The organism is Methanobrevibacter sp. (assembly GCF_017432245.1).
In the GTDB taxonomy this organism is placed as follows: Archaea; Methanobacteriota; Methanobacteria; order Methanobacteriales; family Methanobacteriaceae; genus Methanobrevibacter.
The window spans coordinates 1-15,272 of sequence record NZ_JAFRJO010000091.1; the positions used below are offsets into that span (position 1 = coordinate 1).

The following is a 15,272-nucleotide window of genomic DNA, read 5'->3' on the forward strand; positions in this document are numbered from 1 at the left end:
AACATGTAGACATAGTTTCATCAAAACTGATTCAACTATTTATTTAAATTTTATTTATTTTGTCAATTTTTTAACTTTTTTTAACTTATTGTACTATTTTTACTATTTTTTTTTTACAAATATTCGAATATTCATTGCTCTTTTTAATCATTTATAAAATTAGAATATCCTATTATAAAGTCTTTAAAATTGAAAAAAATAGTTTGTTATTTGAGTGTAAAAAATTATAAAAAAAGAAGTGAGAATTCCAAATGGAATTCATTGAATTTAAATTATTTTTTCCTTCTGCCTTTTGGAAGGAATAAGTTAGCAATGTTCTTTTTAACATTACCTGTGTCTTCGAATTTTTTATCTTTTTGTTTAACAGGAACATTTTTAGTTCCTTTGGTGCCTTTTGCAATGTCATATTCCTCTTTAGCTTTTGCTCTTTCTTGGTAAAGGTAAGCTCCAAAGAATGCCATCAATGCACCGAGACCAAGTATTGCAACACTTGTAATCAAGTCACCCATTTCTGTTGGAGTGTATGCTCCTAAGAATCCTGCAAATGTCAAGTAAAGAAGGGGTGTTGCACCAACAATACCTAAAAGCACAGCTTTAAGATATGATTTTGCTTCATAACCAATGTAAAGAGGGCCAACTGCTGCAAATGCCATTAGAAGATCTATTCCATATTGGGTTGCAACAAGCGGGAAAAATGCATATGCTGCTGCACCGAATATCAATGATTTTAAATTTATATCAGGTAAATTAGAATTTTTATTCTTTTTTACTTTAGGTTGTTTTGCCTTTTCTGCATCTACCATTAAATCACCTAAAACTTTAAAAAATTATTACAATTATTTTTATTTTATAATAGAATTTATTAATTTAAAAAATTATTATCTATTTATTTTTCTAAATTAAATTTTTATTTCTCATATAATTTAAAGTTTAATATTTTTTTAAAAAATTAGTAAAAATTACTAAAAATTAGTAAAAATTGTAAGGATAAAAATGAAAAATGTTAATAAAATAGGTAAATAGCAATGTTAAAATAATAAAATAGAAAAGAAAAATAAAAAAAGTAAAAAAGAAAAATTTAAAAAAAATTTAACTTTTCTGTTTAGTTAAAGCTCCACCGAGAGCACCAGTTATTCCCATAGTGATCATATATTTGATTATATTGTAGATAATCACGAATAAGCTTGAAACTCCAGAAATAGTGAATCCAGTAAGTCCTCCAAGAGGTCCCATCAATGCGGTCCCACCTACGGTTACAAGCAGTATGAATAAGATTGATGCCACTATTGTTCCGAATGCTCCTGCAAGTGCTGCATTCCACATTCCTCCGAATATTCCTTCGTGAGCTATGTATCCGACAATGAATCCCACGATTAAAAGACCCCAGAATTCATAACGTCCAAAGAATAAATAAACGACTAATGTCAATAGGAATCCAATTAATACTGAACTCATTTTAGCCATTTTATCACCTCATTTTACATTAATTCTTTAATTATAATGTTTGCTTTTTATTATAATTTTCACGTATTTAAGTTTAGTTATCAAGTATTTAAACTTTGCTTTTTTAATTTATTTTTAATTATTTTTTAGTTTTAATTATAATTTGATTCTAGTTGATTAATAATAATCATTTTCCATTTGCTCTTTTATCTTTTCTATAACTGCCCTATGCATTCTTTTGGTGAATTCTGATTTATCATTCTGCTTTAGGACTTCCAAGTATCCTTGTGATACAAGATTAAATGCAAATGGGCTTGGAATGATTGTATTTATGGTCTTGATTTCCATTTCACCACTTGAAATCCATGAAATGACTCTTTTAGCATTCTTAATGTCCATGTAATCTTCAGTGGCTTCCCTTCTGGATTCCTTAAGTATTGGGAAATTATTGTCCATTTCCTGAATGTATTTTAAGAGTATTTTTCCTCTAACTTGCTGTCTTCCTACAGACTTTTCGTGGCCTTTGTATCTTCTTAAGGTCATAAGTGATCTTCCAGCGCAATGCCTGAATCTGCTTGCCAATGTTTCGGTTTTGTCAAGTGACCTTATCAAGATGTTTTCAAAATTGTTAGGAGTCAATCTTTTCAACGCTTCCAATGCTCCCATCTTGCCGTCTGAGCTTAAGTAGAATCCATTGTCTGTAATTGAAATTGTAATGTTCCTTTTGTTTCTGTCACTTGCCACATAAGCCACAGCCCTTGCAAGGGCATCATTTGTCTTTCTACCGAACAAGCTATGGAAAACAACGAATTTTCTTCCTCCAAATCCTGTGTAATACTCAACAAGAAGCTTTTGCTTATGTGGGATTTGGGCATATAGGAACTGCTCATTAAAGTATTCATAAATTGAATTCGCTGCAAATTCATCAACGTAAAGGTATTCATGGAGGAATTTCATTATCTCTTCCTTAGATCTTCCATACTGGAACTTGCTTTCAAGAATGTATCTGAACCTTTGGATATCCACTGCAAGGTCAAATGCAAGAGGTAATTGCTCTGAATACCAGGAAGGGATTGTAGGAGGCCCTGAAGCTGGAGAAACATTTATAGTCATTCCCTTTCCGTAATTGAATTTGTATGTTCTCCCACCAAGAACAAAGCTGTCTCCTTTTTTCAGCTTTTCCATAAAGTCCTCTTCAACTTTGCCTATCGCTTCACCATCGCATTTTACAATGACTGCAGAATGGTCAGGTATGGTTCCAATATTTGTTGAATAAAGCATTCTTGCCAGTTTTCCCCTTTTTCCAAAGGTATTTTCCTTATAGTCTATCCAGATTTTAGCATAAACATAACGCTCTTCAAGTTCCACATACTCTCCTGCCAAATAGCTTAGCACATCTTCATAGTCATCCCTTTCGAGGTCCTTATAGCAATAGCTTTTTCTGATTACATCGTAGGCATAATCAATGTCCCAAGGGTTTTCAATTCCCATTCCATAAATATGCTGTGAAAGCACATCCAAGCAGTCCTTAGGAATCTTTATATTGTCTATTTTTCCTTCCTTTGCGTTTTTCAGGAGAACTGAACATTCTACAAGCTCATCCCTATCTGTAACGATTATCCTTCCCTTAGACTTTTCATGCAGTCTGTGACCGCTTCTACCGATTCTTTGAAGGGCTCTTGAAACGGATTTTGGTGAATTGATGAGTATTACAAGGTCAATGTAACCGATATCTATTCCAAGCTCAAGTGAAGTTGATGAAACAACTGCCTTAAGTTCGCCTTTTTTTAGTTTTTCCTCGGTTTCCAGTCTTGATTCCTTTGATAGGGAGGAGTGGTGTGCCATAATGTTATTGCTATTGAAGTGCTCTCCATAAAGTTTTTTAAGATTGTAAACATACCTTTCAGTTGCGCTACGGGTATTTGTAAATATCAATGTTGTCTTATGCTCCATCACCAAATCATCAATCAGAGCATAAGTTGCCATTCTCGTATCCTCATCATCAGCTATTACAATATCATCTACTGGAGAGATGACCTCTATATCCAATTCCTTCAGATAATTGATATCAACCATGATGCAATCCCTTTCAACCCCATACTCATATCCTACAAGGAATTTGGCAACCTCTTCAAGAGGGCTTACAGTAGCAGAGAGTCCAATCCTTGTAAATCCTCCAATCAGATGCTGCAATCTCTCTAGTGATAAGCTTAAGTGAACCCCTCTCTTGTTTTCAGCCAATGAATGAATCTCATCAACAATCACATACTTTACATGTGAGAGCTTTTCCCTGAATTTAGGGGCAACAAGCAAGATTGATAATGTTTCAGGGGTTGTAATTAGGATATGTGGAGGATACTTTAACATCCTTGTCCTTTGATATTGTGTGGTGTCTCCAGTTCTAACAGCCTTTCTGATTCCTAATGGCTTTTTAGCTATTTTCTCTATTTCCCTAAGCGGTTGGTCCAGGTTTCTTTCAATGTCATTGTCCAATGCCTTAAGTGGAGATATGTAAATGCAATAAACCTTGTCTTCAAGTTCATCTTTATCTGCAAGTTCAGTCAATTCATTAATGACTGATAGGAATGCAGTTAAGGTCTTTCCAGACCCTGTAGGTGATGAAACAAGTATATTGTTCCCTTTGTGGATTTCAGGAATCGCTTGTTTTTGTGCAGGTGTAAAGTCATCAAAGCTATTCTCAAACCATTCCTTTACATAGGGATGGAGATTTTTATATATTTCCTTTTTTGAATAGCTTTTAGTCTGTTTTTTTATCATATTATCAACTTGAATATTCTAATCATTGGTTCATTGCTTTTTTTAAATTATAGTTACTCATTTATTTATGTAATTTATTTATTTTATAGTTTAGTTTTTATTTATTCAAATTAATTTAAATATTAGTTTTAACTTAAATATTATTAAATTTAGAATTAATTTAGAAAAAATTTTAAATAAATTTAGAAAATAGTTTAGAAATTAATTTTAATTATTTCTGATTTATTTTAATTATTTTAGTTTTATGAGGATTTAATATGCTAGGAAATTTATCAATTGAAGAAGCTATTGAAGCATTAAAAGATGAAGATGTAGCTACTAGAAAATCAGCAATTGCTAGTTTAGAAAAAGTGAATGATGAATCTATTATCGATCCATTGATTGCAGCTACCACTGATGAAAATGCACAGGTACGTTTTAAAGCTGCTGAAATATTAGGTAATATGGGAGATGTAGCTGTAGATAAATTGATTGAAGAGTTTGCAAATGCAGAAGGAAAGGATAAAAGATTTTTAGCATTTGCACTTAAGGAAACTGAAGATCAAAAGGTCATTCCTTATTTCGTGGAATCCCTTGATGATGAGGATTTTGGAGTTAGGAAAGTTGCTGTAAGGGCTTTAGGAGAACTTCAAGCTGAAGATGAATTGGATAATATTGCAAAATGCCTTGAAGATGAGGACTGGGGTGTAAAGTTAGCTGCAGTTCAAGCTTTAGGAGATTTGGCAACTGACGATTCCATTAAGTTAATCAAGCAGGCAAGAAAAAATGAGGATGATAAGGACTTTAAGAAGTCATGTAACAAGGCAATCAAAAAAGCAGAAAAAAGAAAAAAGGCAAAGGCCTCAGGAAAAGCTATTGTTAAAGTTATTCCTATGAGCACCATTAAGGAAATGGAAGAAGCTAATCTTAAAAAGGCAATTAAGGAATATGAAAGGTATGTTGAATCTAAACAGCCAAAAGATGCTCCTTATAAAAGATTATGCGTTCTCTATAGAAAAGAAAATGATTATGACAATGAAGTGAGAGTCTTGGAAACAGCATGTGAAGTGTTTGCTGATAATGAGAAAAAGTTGGCTTACTTTGAAAAGAGATTAGCAAAATTAAAATAAAATTTAATTAATTTTCTCTTTTTTTATTTTTTCATGAAATTTCATGTTTCTTTCATGAACAAATCTTATCTTATCTATTTTTTATTTATTTCGTATAAATCGACTCTTCTATTCTTTAAAACAGGAATTTCTTCTCTTACTCTTTTTATTTCATCTAAATCTATTTCAACAATCTTTAATTCTTCGCCGTAATCCAATTCTTCAATCACTTCTCCCCATGGATTTACAGCTATTGAATGTCCATATGAATTATAGTTTGCTTCTTTATCAAGTGCTGGTGCAACTCCAATTGCAAAAGCTTGATTGTCCAATGCCCTTGACCTAAAGAGAAGTTCCCAATGTGCAGGGCCTGTTGTCAAATTGAATGCTCCAGGGAAAATTAGTATTTCAGCTCCATTAAGTGCCATTATCCTTGAGAGTTCCACAAACCTTATGTCATAACAAATTCCAATGCCTATTGTTGCTAAATCGGTTTTTATAATTGTGAATTCATTTCCTGCACTTAAGGTGTCTGATTCCTTGAAATAAATCTTTCCCTTAACGTCAATGTCAAATAGATGCATTTTTCTATGTTTTCCTAATGATTTTCCATTATTGTCAAAGAAAACTGCAGTATTGTATATTGATTCTCCATTTTCACCATCTCTCTCAAGTTCAGGTATGGATCCTGCCAAAACATGAATGCTTTCTTCATTTGCAATCTTGGATATTTCCTTTAATGTTTGGCTTCCATCAAGTTCCTCAGCGTATTCAATGAATTTCTCATTTTCATAAGGGCAATTAAACATTTCAGGAAGAATGGCAAAATCAGCTCCTTGCTTTTTGGACTGCCTAATCATTTGAATGGCCTTTTCTATATTCTTTTCCTTATTGTCCACTACATTCATTTGACAAAGAGCTATTTTAATTGAATTCATGTTTTTTCCTCGACTTGATAATGATTAAAAATTAAAAATAGGATTAATATAAATTAAAAAATAAAAAATTAGAAAAATAAAAAAGAAGAATTTTTTAGAAAAGTTAAAAAATAAAAAATTAATAGATTAGTTTTAAGCTGCTTCAGCGCCATCTGCGCCTTCATAGTCAGTTGTTGGGAAACTAATACTATTAATCATATTTTGGATTTCAGTTGTATTCAAAGCGCTGATATCTTGATTACTTGATTTGCCATTGTTTATGACAAAGCTGTAGTAGACTCCATCACGCAAGGTACAGTAGTATCTTGAATATCCTTGGTCTGCAGTGCTGATTGTCATCTCCAAGGATGGAATTCCACCAATATCAACAGTTTCAGCTTCTAAAACTTCTCCATTTAAGGATTGTGATGTTGCATTAATGTCACTTATGATTTTTTCATAGGTAATGTCATCACTTTGAATTGTAGTAAATCCAATTAATGTATTATCTTTAGTTTTAAATGCAATATCGCTGGAATTACTGTTTCCATCAGTATTGTTGTACATGGACCAGTTTCCTGAGTAATTGAAACTGATTATTCCATCAGAATAAGTTTTCACTTCATCAGTGGTTTGATTTTGTAGTCCATTAAGTCCAATTCCTGCGATTAAGAGAATGATTATTGCAAGTATTGCTACAATTGCAATTTTTCTAATGTTTAAGCCGGAGCCACCGCTTGATTTTTTAGTGACTGTAGGTTCAGCTTTCTTCTCTTTTTTAGGACTTGATTTTTTAACTTTATCTTTCTTAGGGCTTTCTTTTTTAATTTCCCTAGTGATTCTTTCAGTTTTTGCAGAACTGAATTTTTTAGCAGGGTCTTTTATTCCCTTATCTTTTTGTTTGAATCCTTCAGTTGCAGTTTTGCTAAATGAAGGTTTTGAACTAACTTGAGCATGACTTTCTTTTTCTTTCTCTTTAGCAACACTGCTAAATTTACTTAAATCAAAGCCACCTAATTTGTCAGACAATCCTTTTCCGAATCCAGATGATTTTCCAGCGAATATTGAATCATTAGTGCTGGTGATTACTCCTGGCTTAAATTTTCCATCGATTTTAGGCGGTTTAGCATTTGCTTCAGATTTTGGAGGAAGTTTAGCACCACAGTTACCACAAACTGGTGCACTGTCATAACTTGCATTTCCACACTCTTGACAATATTTTACCAAATTTTAACCTCCTACTTTCAATAATTAGATTAAAAATACTTATAAAAATTCTTTAATATACTATAATATATACTAATATTAATCTTTATATTTAATCTTATATTTAAAATTTAACATATTTTAAGGATATTTTTTAGATATTACGGTAAATTATTTTATTCAGTAATTAGAAATTAATATTTAATTGAAAATTTTTAAAATTAATCTATTATAATCTTAGAATAATGTGATAATATGGCTGAAGAAAAAGAAATTAAATGTGACAATATCAATTATGCAGTTTATAAAATTGAGGATTGGGAAAATGATTATGAAATAAACATCATTGGAACTGCAAGAGAAAAACCTGTAACCCAACCAACTTTGGATCATATGCTTAAGCAAATGGAACATATAAGAGTGTCTGTATTTGAGATTGGTGGAAAGGAAGTCAATGGGATGATTGGATTAGGCATGCAGCTTAATCAATCCATGCAAAAAAGAGATTTGGATGAGCTCATTCAACAGGAAGAAAAAGAGTATCAATCAATTATGGAAGAATTGAATGCTCTTGAATTAAAATCTGCTGATGACACTATTTCTTTAGACACTGATGAGTATGTTATTTATAAATTGGAGTATGATGGACATACATTATCTCCTAAACCTTATAATGATTATGCTATAAGGCATCAAAAGGAAGAAATTGAGCGTCTTAAGAAAGAGAGCGGACAAAAATTCGTTTTAGATCTCTAATTATTATTAAAAAAAAGATTTTGAGCTTTATATTCTAAAGCTCATTTTACTTTTTTTATAAAACCAATATTCCTAATCCTTCAAGCAGGATTTTTACACCAAGCAATATTAAAATTACTCCACCAAGAATTTCAAACTTGTCTCCAAAGTAATTTCCTATTTTTTTACCTAAATAAAGTCCAATTATTGTGAATATGAATGCTGTAAGTCCAATCATGATTATTGGAATCAAGATATCTGTTTTTAATACTGCATAGGTTATTCCAACTGCAAATGCATCTATGCTTGTAGCTATTGCAAGCAATGCCAATTCCTTAAAGGAAAACTTATCTGATGAGTCTTCTTCATCATTGGAGAAACTTTCCCTAATCATATTTGATCCAATCAAAAGAAGAAGTATGAATGCAACCCATGGAGCAAATGTTGTGATGAGCCATTCCAATTGTATTCCGCCTAACCAACCTAAAACAGGCATAAAGGCTTGGAATCCTCCAAAGAATATTGCAAACCATAAGACTTGGGTTTTTGTAATTTTCTTTAATGTGAATCCTTTTGTAAGTGAAACGCTGAAGGCATCCATTGCCAGTGCAATTGCAATGAGTAAAGTTGAAATGAAATCCATAATAATCAGACTGTGTTTATTTATTTAATTAATTTAGTTTTTTTGAAAAATTTGTTATTGCTAGTTATAATTTTTTATCCAAAGGCATCTAAAGTAACCTTTTTATCTTTTTTAAGTTCTCTTGGAGGTTCTACTGCTACAAACTCGATTCCTTCCTCTTCAAGGAGTTCGAGTGCATCATCACCTATTGAAGGAGCAACAAGAATTCCTCTTATCTTTTGCTTTTCTCCAGTTTTTCCTTTGATTTCCTTGTTTTCCCTATTTTCAAAGTCAGACAAGTATCTTCTGATCTGCTTTACTGCAGCAACTCCTGCCTTACGTGCTTTCAATTCTAAAATCATTAGGTTTCCTTCACTATCCTTACCAAGAATGTCAATGAATCCATGTTCAGTAGCATATTCCCTTACGTTTGGACGGAATCCTTCCTCGATAATGTGGGGCTTTTCCCAAATCATGTCTCCCATATCTTTTTCATAGCCTGCTCTTTCAAGCTCTTCATAATCTTCAATTAAGTTATAGTTAGCGTAATGAACTTTTCTAACTTCAACTTCCAATCTTTCAGGAGGGCTGCGCCTATGGCTTTCCAAAAAGAGAATTTCATCCTTTATGTAAGCTCTTGGCCTTGATTTAGGAGGCTGCCAATTGACTGGATCCACTTTGTTGTCCTGATGAATCAAGAAGCATCCGTCTGGCTTCATCATGATTATTCTTTCTCCATAATCAAGCTCACTTAATGCACGGCCTTCATAGCTAACTCTACAGCATGCAAAAAGCAATATGGTTGCCTTTTTCCTAAGGCCTTCTTCAATAAGCTCATAGGTCTCTTCATAATTGGGATTTTCTAAGATTTTGTATTTCATTTTATCAATTATAAGTTTTTAAATAGCAAATTTTTATCAAATGGTTTGTTTTATTTCCACTAATCAATATTTGTTTTTATTTTTTATAAATTTAATTAATTTATTACTTTTTTATCTATTTTTCAAACATTGATAATATCCTTAAAATTTTATATATGACTATTTATATATATTTAATAGTTAGGAAATGATTATTATGGAAATGAATGAAAATGTTGAAATGATTACGGGAGACCCTAAAAAAGCTATCAATAAGCTTGCATGGCCTATGATAGCAAGCATGTTTTTAATATTCTTAAATAATATTGTAGATAGTATTTGGGTTGCAGGACTTGGTCCAGGTCCACTTGCTGCAATTGGTTATGTAACTCCATTGTTTATGGTGCTTGTAGGATTTGGAAATGGAATCGGTGCAGGTGCAACTTCTCTTATTTCACGTTATATCGGTGCTGAAAAAAGGGATGATGCTAATAATGCAGCCATTCACTCAGCTATTTTAAGTGTAGTTATTTCCTTGGTTCTTACAGTCTTCTTCCTTCTTATATTGGAATCCCTATTAAAGGTAATGGGTGCAAGTGAAGTAATGGGATATGCAATGGATTATGGTTTAATCATCTTTGCTTTCACAGCTCCTATTTTAATTCCACCTATTTTTGGAGGAGCATTTAGGGCGGAAGGAGATGTCAAAAGAGCTACTTTGCCGATTGCAATGGTTGCTATCGTCAATATGATTTTAGATCCAATATTCATTTACACATTTGGCTGGGGAATTTCAGGTGCAGCTCTTGCAACAGGATTGGCACCTTTCGTTGGTCTTATCATGATGTTATACTGGATTTTCATTAAGAAGGACACATACCTCTCTTATAACAGAAAAGATTTCCATAATAACTTTAAAATGTATAATGATATTTTAGTTGTCGGAATTCCTGCAAGCTTGGAGCAATTGATCATGGCTGCACTTGCAGTTACCGTCAATTATATGCTTACTTTAGTTTCAGGTTCAGTTGCAGTGGCTGTTTATACTGCAGGATGGAGAATCATATCATTAGGTTTGCTTCCAGCTATTGGAGTTGGAACTGCAGCAATCACCGTTGCAGGTGTTGCATATGGTGCTAAGAAGTATGAAAACATTAGAACAGCATGCAGATATTCAGTTAAGTTAGGTTTAATCTCATCCATTATCGTTTGCATATTGCTCTTTGTATTTGCAAATCAAGTGGCATTCATATTCTCATATTCCGAGGCAAGTTCACATCTTGAACCATTGATCGCTTCATTCATCCAATTGATGTGTCTATTCATATTGTATGTTCCATTTGGTGCAAGTGCCGGAAACGTATTCCAAGGGCTTGGAAAAGGAACAACTTCATTTATTTTAACCACATTTAGGGAATTTGTTCTTGTATTGATATTTGCATATCTTTTAGGATTTGTATTCAATATGGGAGAGCGTGGAATTTATTATGGAATGCTTTTAGGTGGTTTCATAGGTTCTGTAATAGCTTATGGATACATTGAACTTTATGTGGATAGATTGATCAAGGGAAAGATTAAGGGAAGCAGTATTTAGCTTACCCTTTTCTATTAAAATTTTCACTCTTTTTTTAAAAGTTTTTTTCACTTTTTTATCATAAAAACTTATATTTGCTCTTTTTTTATTAGAAAGTTTTTTACTTTTATATCATTAAAAACTTATATTTGCTCTTTTTTTTATTAGAAAGTTTTTTATACTCTTTTTTATAAAATTATGATTATAATTAACTTTTGTTTAGTTTTTTAATAAATTTTATATATTTTTTAATTGAAAAAACAGATTTTAATATTTATTGAGAATATTTTGTAAATTAAGGTGTTGATAATATTTCATTGGCTATAAAAAACTCATTGTTTGCAAAGCAAAATACTGATAATCCTCCAAGCAATGATTTAAAAGAAAATAATTCGGATATTAACAATGCAAAAAATAAAAAGAAAAAATCTAAGCGTATTTTTTATTTCGATGCATTAAGAGCATTAGCAATTATTGCGGTTATTTCATTTCATGTTTCAAAAAGAATGAGTGGCATTATCTTTTCTACTCATGCTGGGGGCTTTAGTCTTCAGTGGTTATTCGGTGATTTCTTTTTTGCAGGCATGATTATTGGGGTAGATTTATTTTTAATGCTTTCAGGTGCTTTGTCTCTGGGTCGTGAATGGTCAATCAGATCATTTTTAGGAAAAAGGATTCCTCGTATTGCAGCTCCATTTTTATTTTGGGGACTTCTTTTAATGACTGTCATCTTACTCTTGCAATATCATTTTCCAGATTTATTGCATGTAGTGGATGCATTTGATTTCTCTTCAATCACAACATACATGTCAAATGCATTTTTAGGTAATGCATTTGGTTTTGGACCTTATTGGTTCTTCTGGATGATTTTAGGTACTTATTTGATTATGCCTATTTTTAACAAATGGCTCCTTCATGCGGATTTAAAAGAAGCGGAATACTTTTTAGCAATTTGGTTGATTACTTGCATATTCGACAATACACTTAATTATCCATTCCCAATCAAGATTTCATACTTTACAAGCCCAATAGGATTCGTTGTTTTAGGATACTATTTAAGACATACAAAACGTAAAATATTCAATAATAAAATTGTTCCAGTAGTCTTAATAATTATCGGATTGTTCTGTCTTTTGTATGGTTCCTATGTGTTGTCTGATACAAGCTTATTTAAGTTTGATAGGTATTCTATATTCAATGCTATTGAAGTGGCAGGTGTATTCTTATTATTCAAGAACTATTCAGATATTAATTTCGGTGCTTTATCCAAGCCAGATAATATTATAAGAAACGCCATATCTTCGATTGCAAAGTATAGTTATGGTTTTTATTTGATTCACCAAGCCATTATGGACATTTTTATACGTATATTGGTTTATACAAATATGTATACTGGGTATGTATCTTTGTTCCTAAAGCTATTTGTTGTAACTTTAGGTGTTTCATGGATTTTAATGGCTACATTGAATAGAATTCCATATATTAATCAGATTATTGGTGCAAAATAAGTTTTTGATAATTTAGTATTATCAAAACCTATTTTTTTATTTTTTATACCTGGCCATTTACACATTTTTTTTATTCATTTCTAAAAATCTAAAAAACTTTTTTTAATAAGGTTTATTTTTACCGATTAAAATTACTTAATCTGGTAATATAAACTTTTTTAAATGATTTGATACAAATTAATTAATAGAAAAATATTTTATAATTTTATTAGGCGGTAAATTTAATATGCAAAAAGTAATTAATTCTCATTGTCACATTTATCCAGATAAGATTGCAGCAAAGGCTGTAAAGGGGATACGTGATTTTTATGATCTTCACATGTCTTTAAATGGAACTGTGAATGACTTGATTGAAGATGGAAATAAGGTAGGCGCTTGCCATTATCTTATACATTCCGTAGCAACAACTCCAAAGCAGGTCCAATCAATCAATGAATTCATCAGCTTTGAGGTTAAATCCCATCCAAATCTTTTTACAGGTTTTGGAACATTGCATCCTGATAGTGAAAACATTGAAGGTGACTTGGATTACATTATTGAACTTGGCCTTAAAGGGGTGAAAGTTCATCCTGATTTCCAGCAATTTGCCTTAAATGAGGAAAAGGCATTTAAAATGGGAGAAGCAATCAATGAAAGAGGATTGCCAATAATGATTCATTGCGGTGATTTCAGATATAACTATTCCAATCCAGAACATCTTAAGCCATTCCTTGAAGAGTTTCCTGATATTACTGTCATAGGCGCTCATTTTGCAGGATGGAGCATGTGGGAAAAGGCAACTGAAGAATTGGCAGGAAATCCTAATTTATTTGTGGATTGCAGTTCAAGCTTATATGCATTGTCTCCAGAAACTGCAAAGGACTTGATTCATGCTTATGGTGCAGATAAGGTCTTATGGGCAACTGATTTTCCAATGTGGGAATCAGTTAGCGAGATGGAAATGTTCAATAAGATTGATTTAACTGAAGAAGAGCGCAATTTGATTCTTTATGAAAACGCTGCTAAACTTTTAGGGTTAAAATAAAAATAATCTTTTAAGCGGATTATTTATTAAATGAAATTTTTATTTCTTATTATTTCCTTATTATTTTCTCATTATTTCTTATTTTTTTATAATTTTTTATGGTTGATATCATGTTTGATGTAGAAGCTATTGAAGCAGAGTATTTTATTTTAAATGAGTTTAAATTTAAAAATGGAGAAGTCTTAAAAGATGCAAAAGTGGAATACATCACCTTTGGAACTCCACAGTTTGATGATAATGGAATAATTTCAAATGCTGTGATTTACTTCCATGGTTCAAGTGGCAGCTGTTACTCTGCAAGACGGATTTCTGAGGATATGGGAAGTGGAGAGATATTTGATACAGATAAGCTCTTCTTTATTTCTGTCAGTGCTCTTGGCTGTCCAGGTTCTGCCAGCCCATCAACAACTGGCCTTATGAATAGATTTCCAGAGTATGATGTGGAGGATATGGTCAATTTCCAAAAGCAATTTATAAAAGAGAAATTTGGAATCACTCATGTTAAAGGGCTTATTGGAAACTCAATGGGTGGTTTTGAGGTCTTGACTTGGGGATGCATTTATCCTGATTCAGTCGACTTTATCATTTCTCTTGTAAGCAGCTTTAAGGTGGGAGGACATAATTATGCCCTAAGCAAGATCATGAACAATATTTTGGAATCAGACCCTGATTATAATGAGGGAGCTTATGATTTGCCTCTTTCAGACTCATTGAAGAGAAGCTTAAAGCTTTCATCAGATGCAATGTATTGTTATGGATTGTCAAGAGAGGAATACAGAAACAATATGACAAATGAGGAAATAGCTGAAGCTATGGCTGAATTTGCTGAAGAAAGTTTAGAGGAAGATCCTAACGATTTGATTTATATGAATAACTCTTCTCTTGATTATGATTTGACAGGCCAGTTGGAAAATATAACAGCTAAAGTCTTGATTATAGCGATTAATCAGGACCAATACTTCCCTCCAAATCTTGATGCAATTCCAATGAGCAAAATGATTAAGGATAATAAATTGCTTATATTTGACTCCTGCATGGGTCATGTAGGTTCCAATGAATTGTTCAAGGTAAAAGAAGATTTGGAAGAGTTCATTAAAGAATTTAGGGATAATTAATTATTAATCATTCAATCAATCTTGAAATTTTTAGAATTTTTTAATTTTATTTAGAAAAACATTATAATTTAAAAAAACATAGTTTAATTAGGAATAGTAAAGGAATAAATAAGGGATTAATATGTTAAGCGTTAAAGTTGAGGATTATGGCGAAACTGAAGATCAAATGCACTATGTAACTTATAGAGCCTCTGGCTTAAGTGAAAAGGAATTGGATTTTTTATTGAATAATTTGGAAGGGGAAACCATTGTAGAGGATGGTGATTTGCTCCTCAATATATTCTATTCCAGAAAATTCTTCCCATTTGCTTCAGATGATGCACATTTTAAGCTTGAAGACTTTATAAAAAGGGAAGAAATCGAAATGACATATTTCATTGCAAGCTTCTTGGAAGACATGAAA

14 protein-coding genes are annotated in these 15,272 nt (G+C 32.0%); 7 read left to right on the plus strand and 7 right to left on the minus strand.

From position 1 onward, the window contains the following. Window positions 1–272: 272 nt before the first annotated feature. The 3 genes from IJI80_RS07260 to IJI80_RS07270 form a co-directional block, all read right to left on the minus strand. Window positions 273–803, minus strand: a complete 531-nt coding sequence (locus tag IJI80_RS07260; protein ID WP_292788857.1) for a hypothetical protein — start codon at window positions 801–803, stop codon at window positions 273–275. A 286-nt stretch (window positions 804–1,089) separates the two neighbouring features. Beyond that, entirely contained in the window at window positions 1,090–1,464 is a 375-nt protein-coding gene (locus tag IJI80_RS07265) for a DUF5518 domain-containing protein (protein WP_292788860.1), read from the minus strand. A 156-nt stretch (window positions 1,465–1,620) separates the two neighbouring features. Continuing rightward, window positions 1,621–4,221, minus strand: a complete 2,601-nt coding sequence (locus IJI80_RS07270; protein WP_292788863.1) for an ATP-dependent helicase — start codon at window positions 4,219–4,221, stop codon at window positions 1,621–1,623. A 257-nt stretch (window positions 4,222–4,478) separates the two neighbouring features. Between IJI80_RS07270 and IJI80_RS07275 the strand changes: the two genes are divergently transcribed. Beyond that, window positions 4,479–5,330 carry a HEAT repeat domain-containing protein gene (locus IJI80_RS07275; protein ID WP_292788866.1) on the plus strand — a complete coding sequence of 284 codons (852 nt, stop codon included), beginning with the start codon at window positions 4,479–4,481 and terminating at the stop codon, window positions 5,328–5,330. 74 nt (window positions 5,331–5,404) lie between these two features. On the opposite strand, the gene IJI80_RS07280 is transcribed toward IJI80_RS07275, so the two are convergent. Both IJI80_RS07280 and IJI80_RS07285 read right to left on the minus strand, forming a co-directional pair. Then, window positions 5,405–6,247: a carbon-nitrogen hydrolase family protein gene (locus IJI80_RS07280; RefSeq protein WP_292788869.1), complete on the minus strand. Its 843-nt coding sequence runs from the start codon at window positions 6,245–6,247 to the stop codon at window positions 5,405–5,407. A gap of 132 nt (window positions 6,248–6,379) precedes the next feature. Next, entirely contained in the window at window positions 6,380–7,453 is a 1,074-nt protein-coding gene (locus tag IJI80_RS07285) for a hypothetical protein (protein WP_292788871.1), read from the minus strand. Window positions 7,454–7,687: 234 nt separating this feature from the next. Here IJI80_RS07285 and IJI80_RS07290 point away from each other — a divergent pair, with 234 nt between their 5' ends. Continuing rightward, window positions 7,688–8,188, plus strand: coding sequence for a hypothetical protein (locus IJI80_RS07290; RefSeq protein WP_292788873.1), 501 nt, complete (start codon window positions 7,688–7,690; stop codon window positions 8,186–8,188). 55 nt (window positions 8,189–8,243) lie between these two features. On the opposite strand, the gene IJI80_RS07295 is transcribed toward IJI80_RS07290, so the two are convergent. Together IJI80_RS07295 and nucS are read right to left on the minus strand one after the other, a co-directional pair. Then, window positions 8,244–8,810: a manganese efflux pump MntP family protein gene (locus tag IJI80_RS07295; RefSeq protein ID WP_292788876.1), complete on the minus strand. Its 567-nt coding sequence runs from the start codon at window positions 8,808–8,810 to the stop codon at window positions 8,244–8,246. A 74-nt stretch (window positions 8,811–8,884) separates the two neighbouring features. Further along, complete coding sequence (gene nucS, locus IJI80_RS07300) at window positions 8,885–9,670, minus strand: endonuclease NucS (RefSeq protein WP_292788879.1); 786 nt, start codon at window positions 9,668–9,670, stop codon at window positions 8,885–8,887. Window positions 9,671–9,866: 196 nt separating this feature from the next. Between nucS and IJI80_RS07305 the strand changes: the two genes are divergently transcribed. From IJI80_RS07305 to IJI80_RS07325, 5 genes are all read left to right on the plus strand, one after another. Next, window positions 9,867–11,243, plus strand: a complete 1,377-nt coding sequence (locus IJI80_RS07305; protein ID WP_292788881.1) for an MATE family efflux transporter — start codon at window positions 9,867–9,869, stop codon at window positions 11,241–11,243. A gap of 296 nt (window positions 11,244–11,539) precedes the next feature. Further along, window positions 11,540–12,730: an acyltransferase gene (locus IJI80_RS07310; protein WP_292788884.1), complete on the plus strand. Its 1,191-nt coding sequence runs from the start codon at window positions 11,540–11,542 to the stop codon at window positions 12,728–12,730. A gap of 226 nt (window positions 12,731–12,956) precedes the next feature. Further along, window positions 12,957–13,754, plus strand: coding sequence for an amidohydrolase family protein (locus tag IJI80_RS07315; protein ID WP_292788887.1), 798 nt, complete (start codon window positions 12,957–12,959; stop codon window positions 13,752–13,754). A gap of 110 nt (window positions 13,755–13,864) precedes the next feature. Continuing rightward, window positions 13,865–14,869, plus strand: a complete 1,005-nt coding sequence (locus IJI80_RS07320) for an alpha/beta fold hydrolase (protein ID WP_292788890.1) — start codon at window positions 13,865–13,867, stop codon at window positions 14,867–14,869. A 121-nt stretch (window positions 14,870–14,990) separates the two neighbouring features. After that, the coding region (locus tag IJI80_RS07325; protein ID WP_292788893.1) for a DUF5750 family protein at window positions 14,991–15,272 on the plus strand (282 nt) is incomplete at its 3' end.

Excerpts from the sequence above, each read along its gene's own strand:
- IJI80_RS07260 (WP_292788857.1), bottom strand. The coding sequence starts at position 803 with ATGGTAGATGCAGAAAAGGCAAAACAACCTAAAGTAAAAAAGAATAAA.
- nucS (WP_292788879.1), bottom strand. The coding sequence starts at position 9,670 with ATGAAATACAAAATCTTAGAAAATCCCAATTATGAAGAGACCTATGAG.
- IJI80_RS07265 (WP_292788860.1), bottom strand. The coding sequence starts at position 1,464 with ATGGCTAAAATGAGTTCAGTATTAATTGGATTCCTATTGACATTAGTC.
- IJI80_RS07295 (WP_292788876.1), bottom strand. The coding sequence starts at position 8,810 with ATGGATTTCATTTCAACTTTACTCATTGCAATTGCACTGGCAATGGAT.
- IJI80_RS07270 (WP_292788863.1), bottom strand. The coding sequence starts at position 4,221 with ATGATAAAAAAACAGACTAAAAGCTATTCAAAAAAGGAAATATATAAA.
- IJI80_RS07275 (WP_292788866.1), top strand. The coding sequence starts at position 4,479 with ATGCTAGGAAATTTATCAATTGAAGAAGCTATTGAAGCATTAAAAGAT.
- IJI80_RS07305 (WP_292788881.1), top strand. The coding sequence starts at position 9,867 with ATGGAAATGAATGAAAATGTTGAAATGATTACGGGAGACCCTAAAAAA.
- IJI80_RS07280 (WP_292788869.1), bottom strand. The coding sequence starts at position 6,247 with ATGAATTCAATTAAAATAGCTCTTTGTCAAATGAATGTAGTGGACAAT.
- IJI80_RS07320 (WP_292788890.1), top strand. The coding sequence starts at position 13,865 with ATGTTTGATGTAGAAGCTATTGAAGCAGAGTATTTTATTTTAAATGAG.
- IJI80_RS07315 (WP_292788887.1), top strand. The coding sequence starts at position 12,957 with ATGCAAAAAGTAATTAATTCTCATTGTCACATTTATCCAGATAAGATT.
- IJI80_RS07290 (WP_292788873.1), top strand. The coding sequence starts at position 7,688 with ATGGCTGAAGAAAAAGAAATTAAATGTGACAATATCAATTATGCAGTT.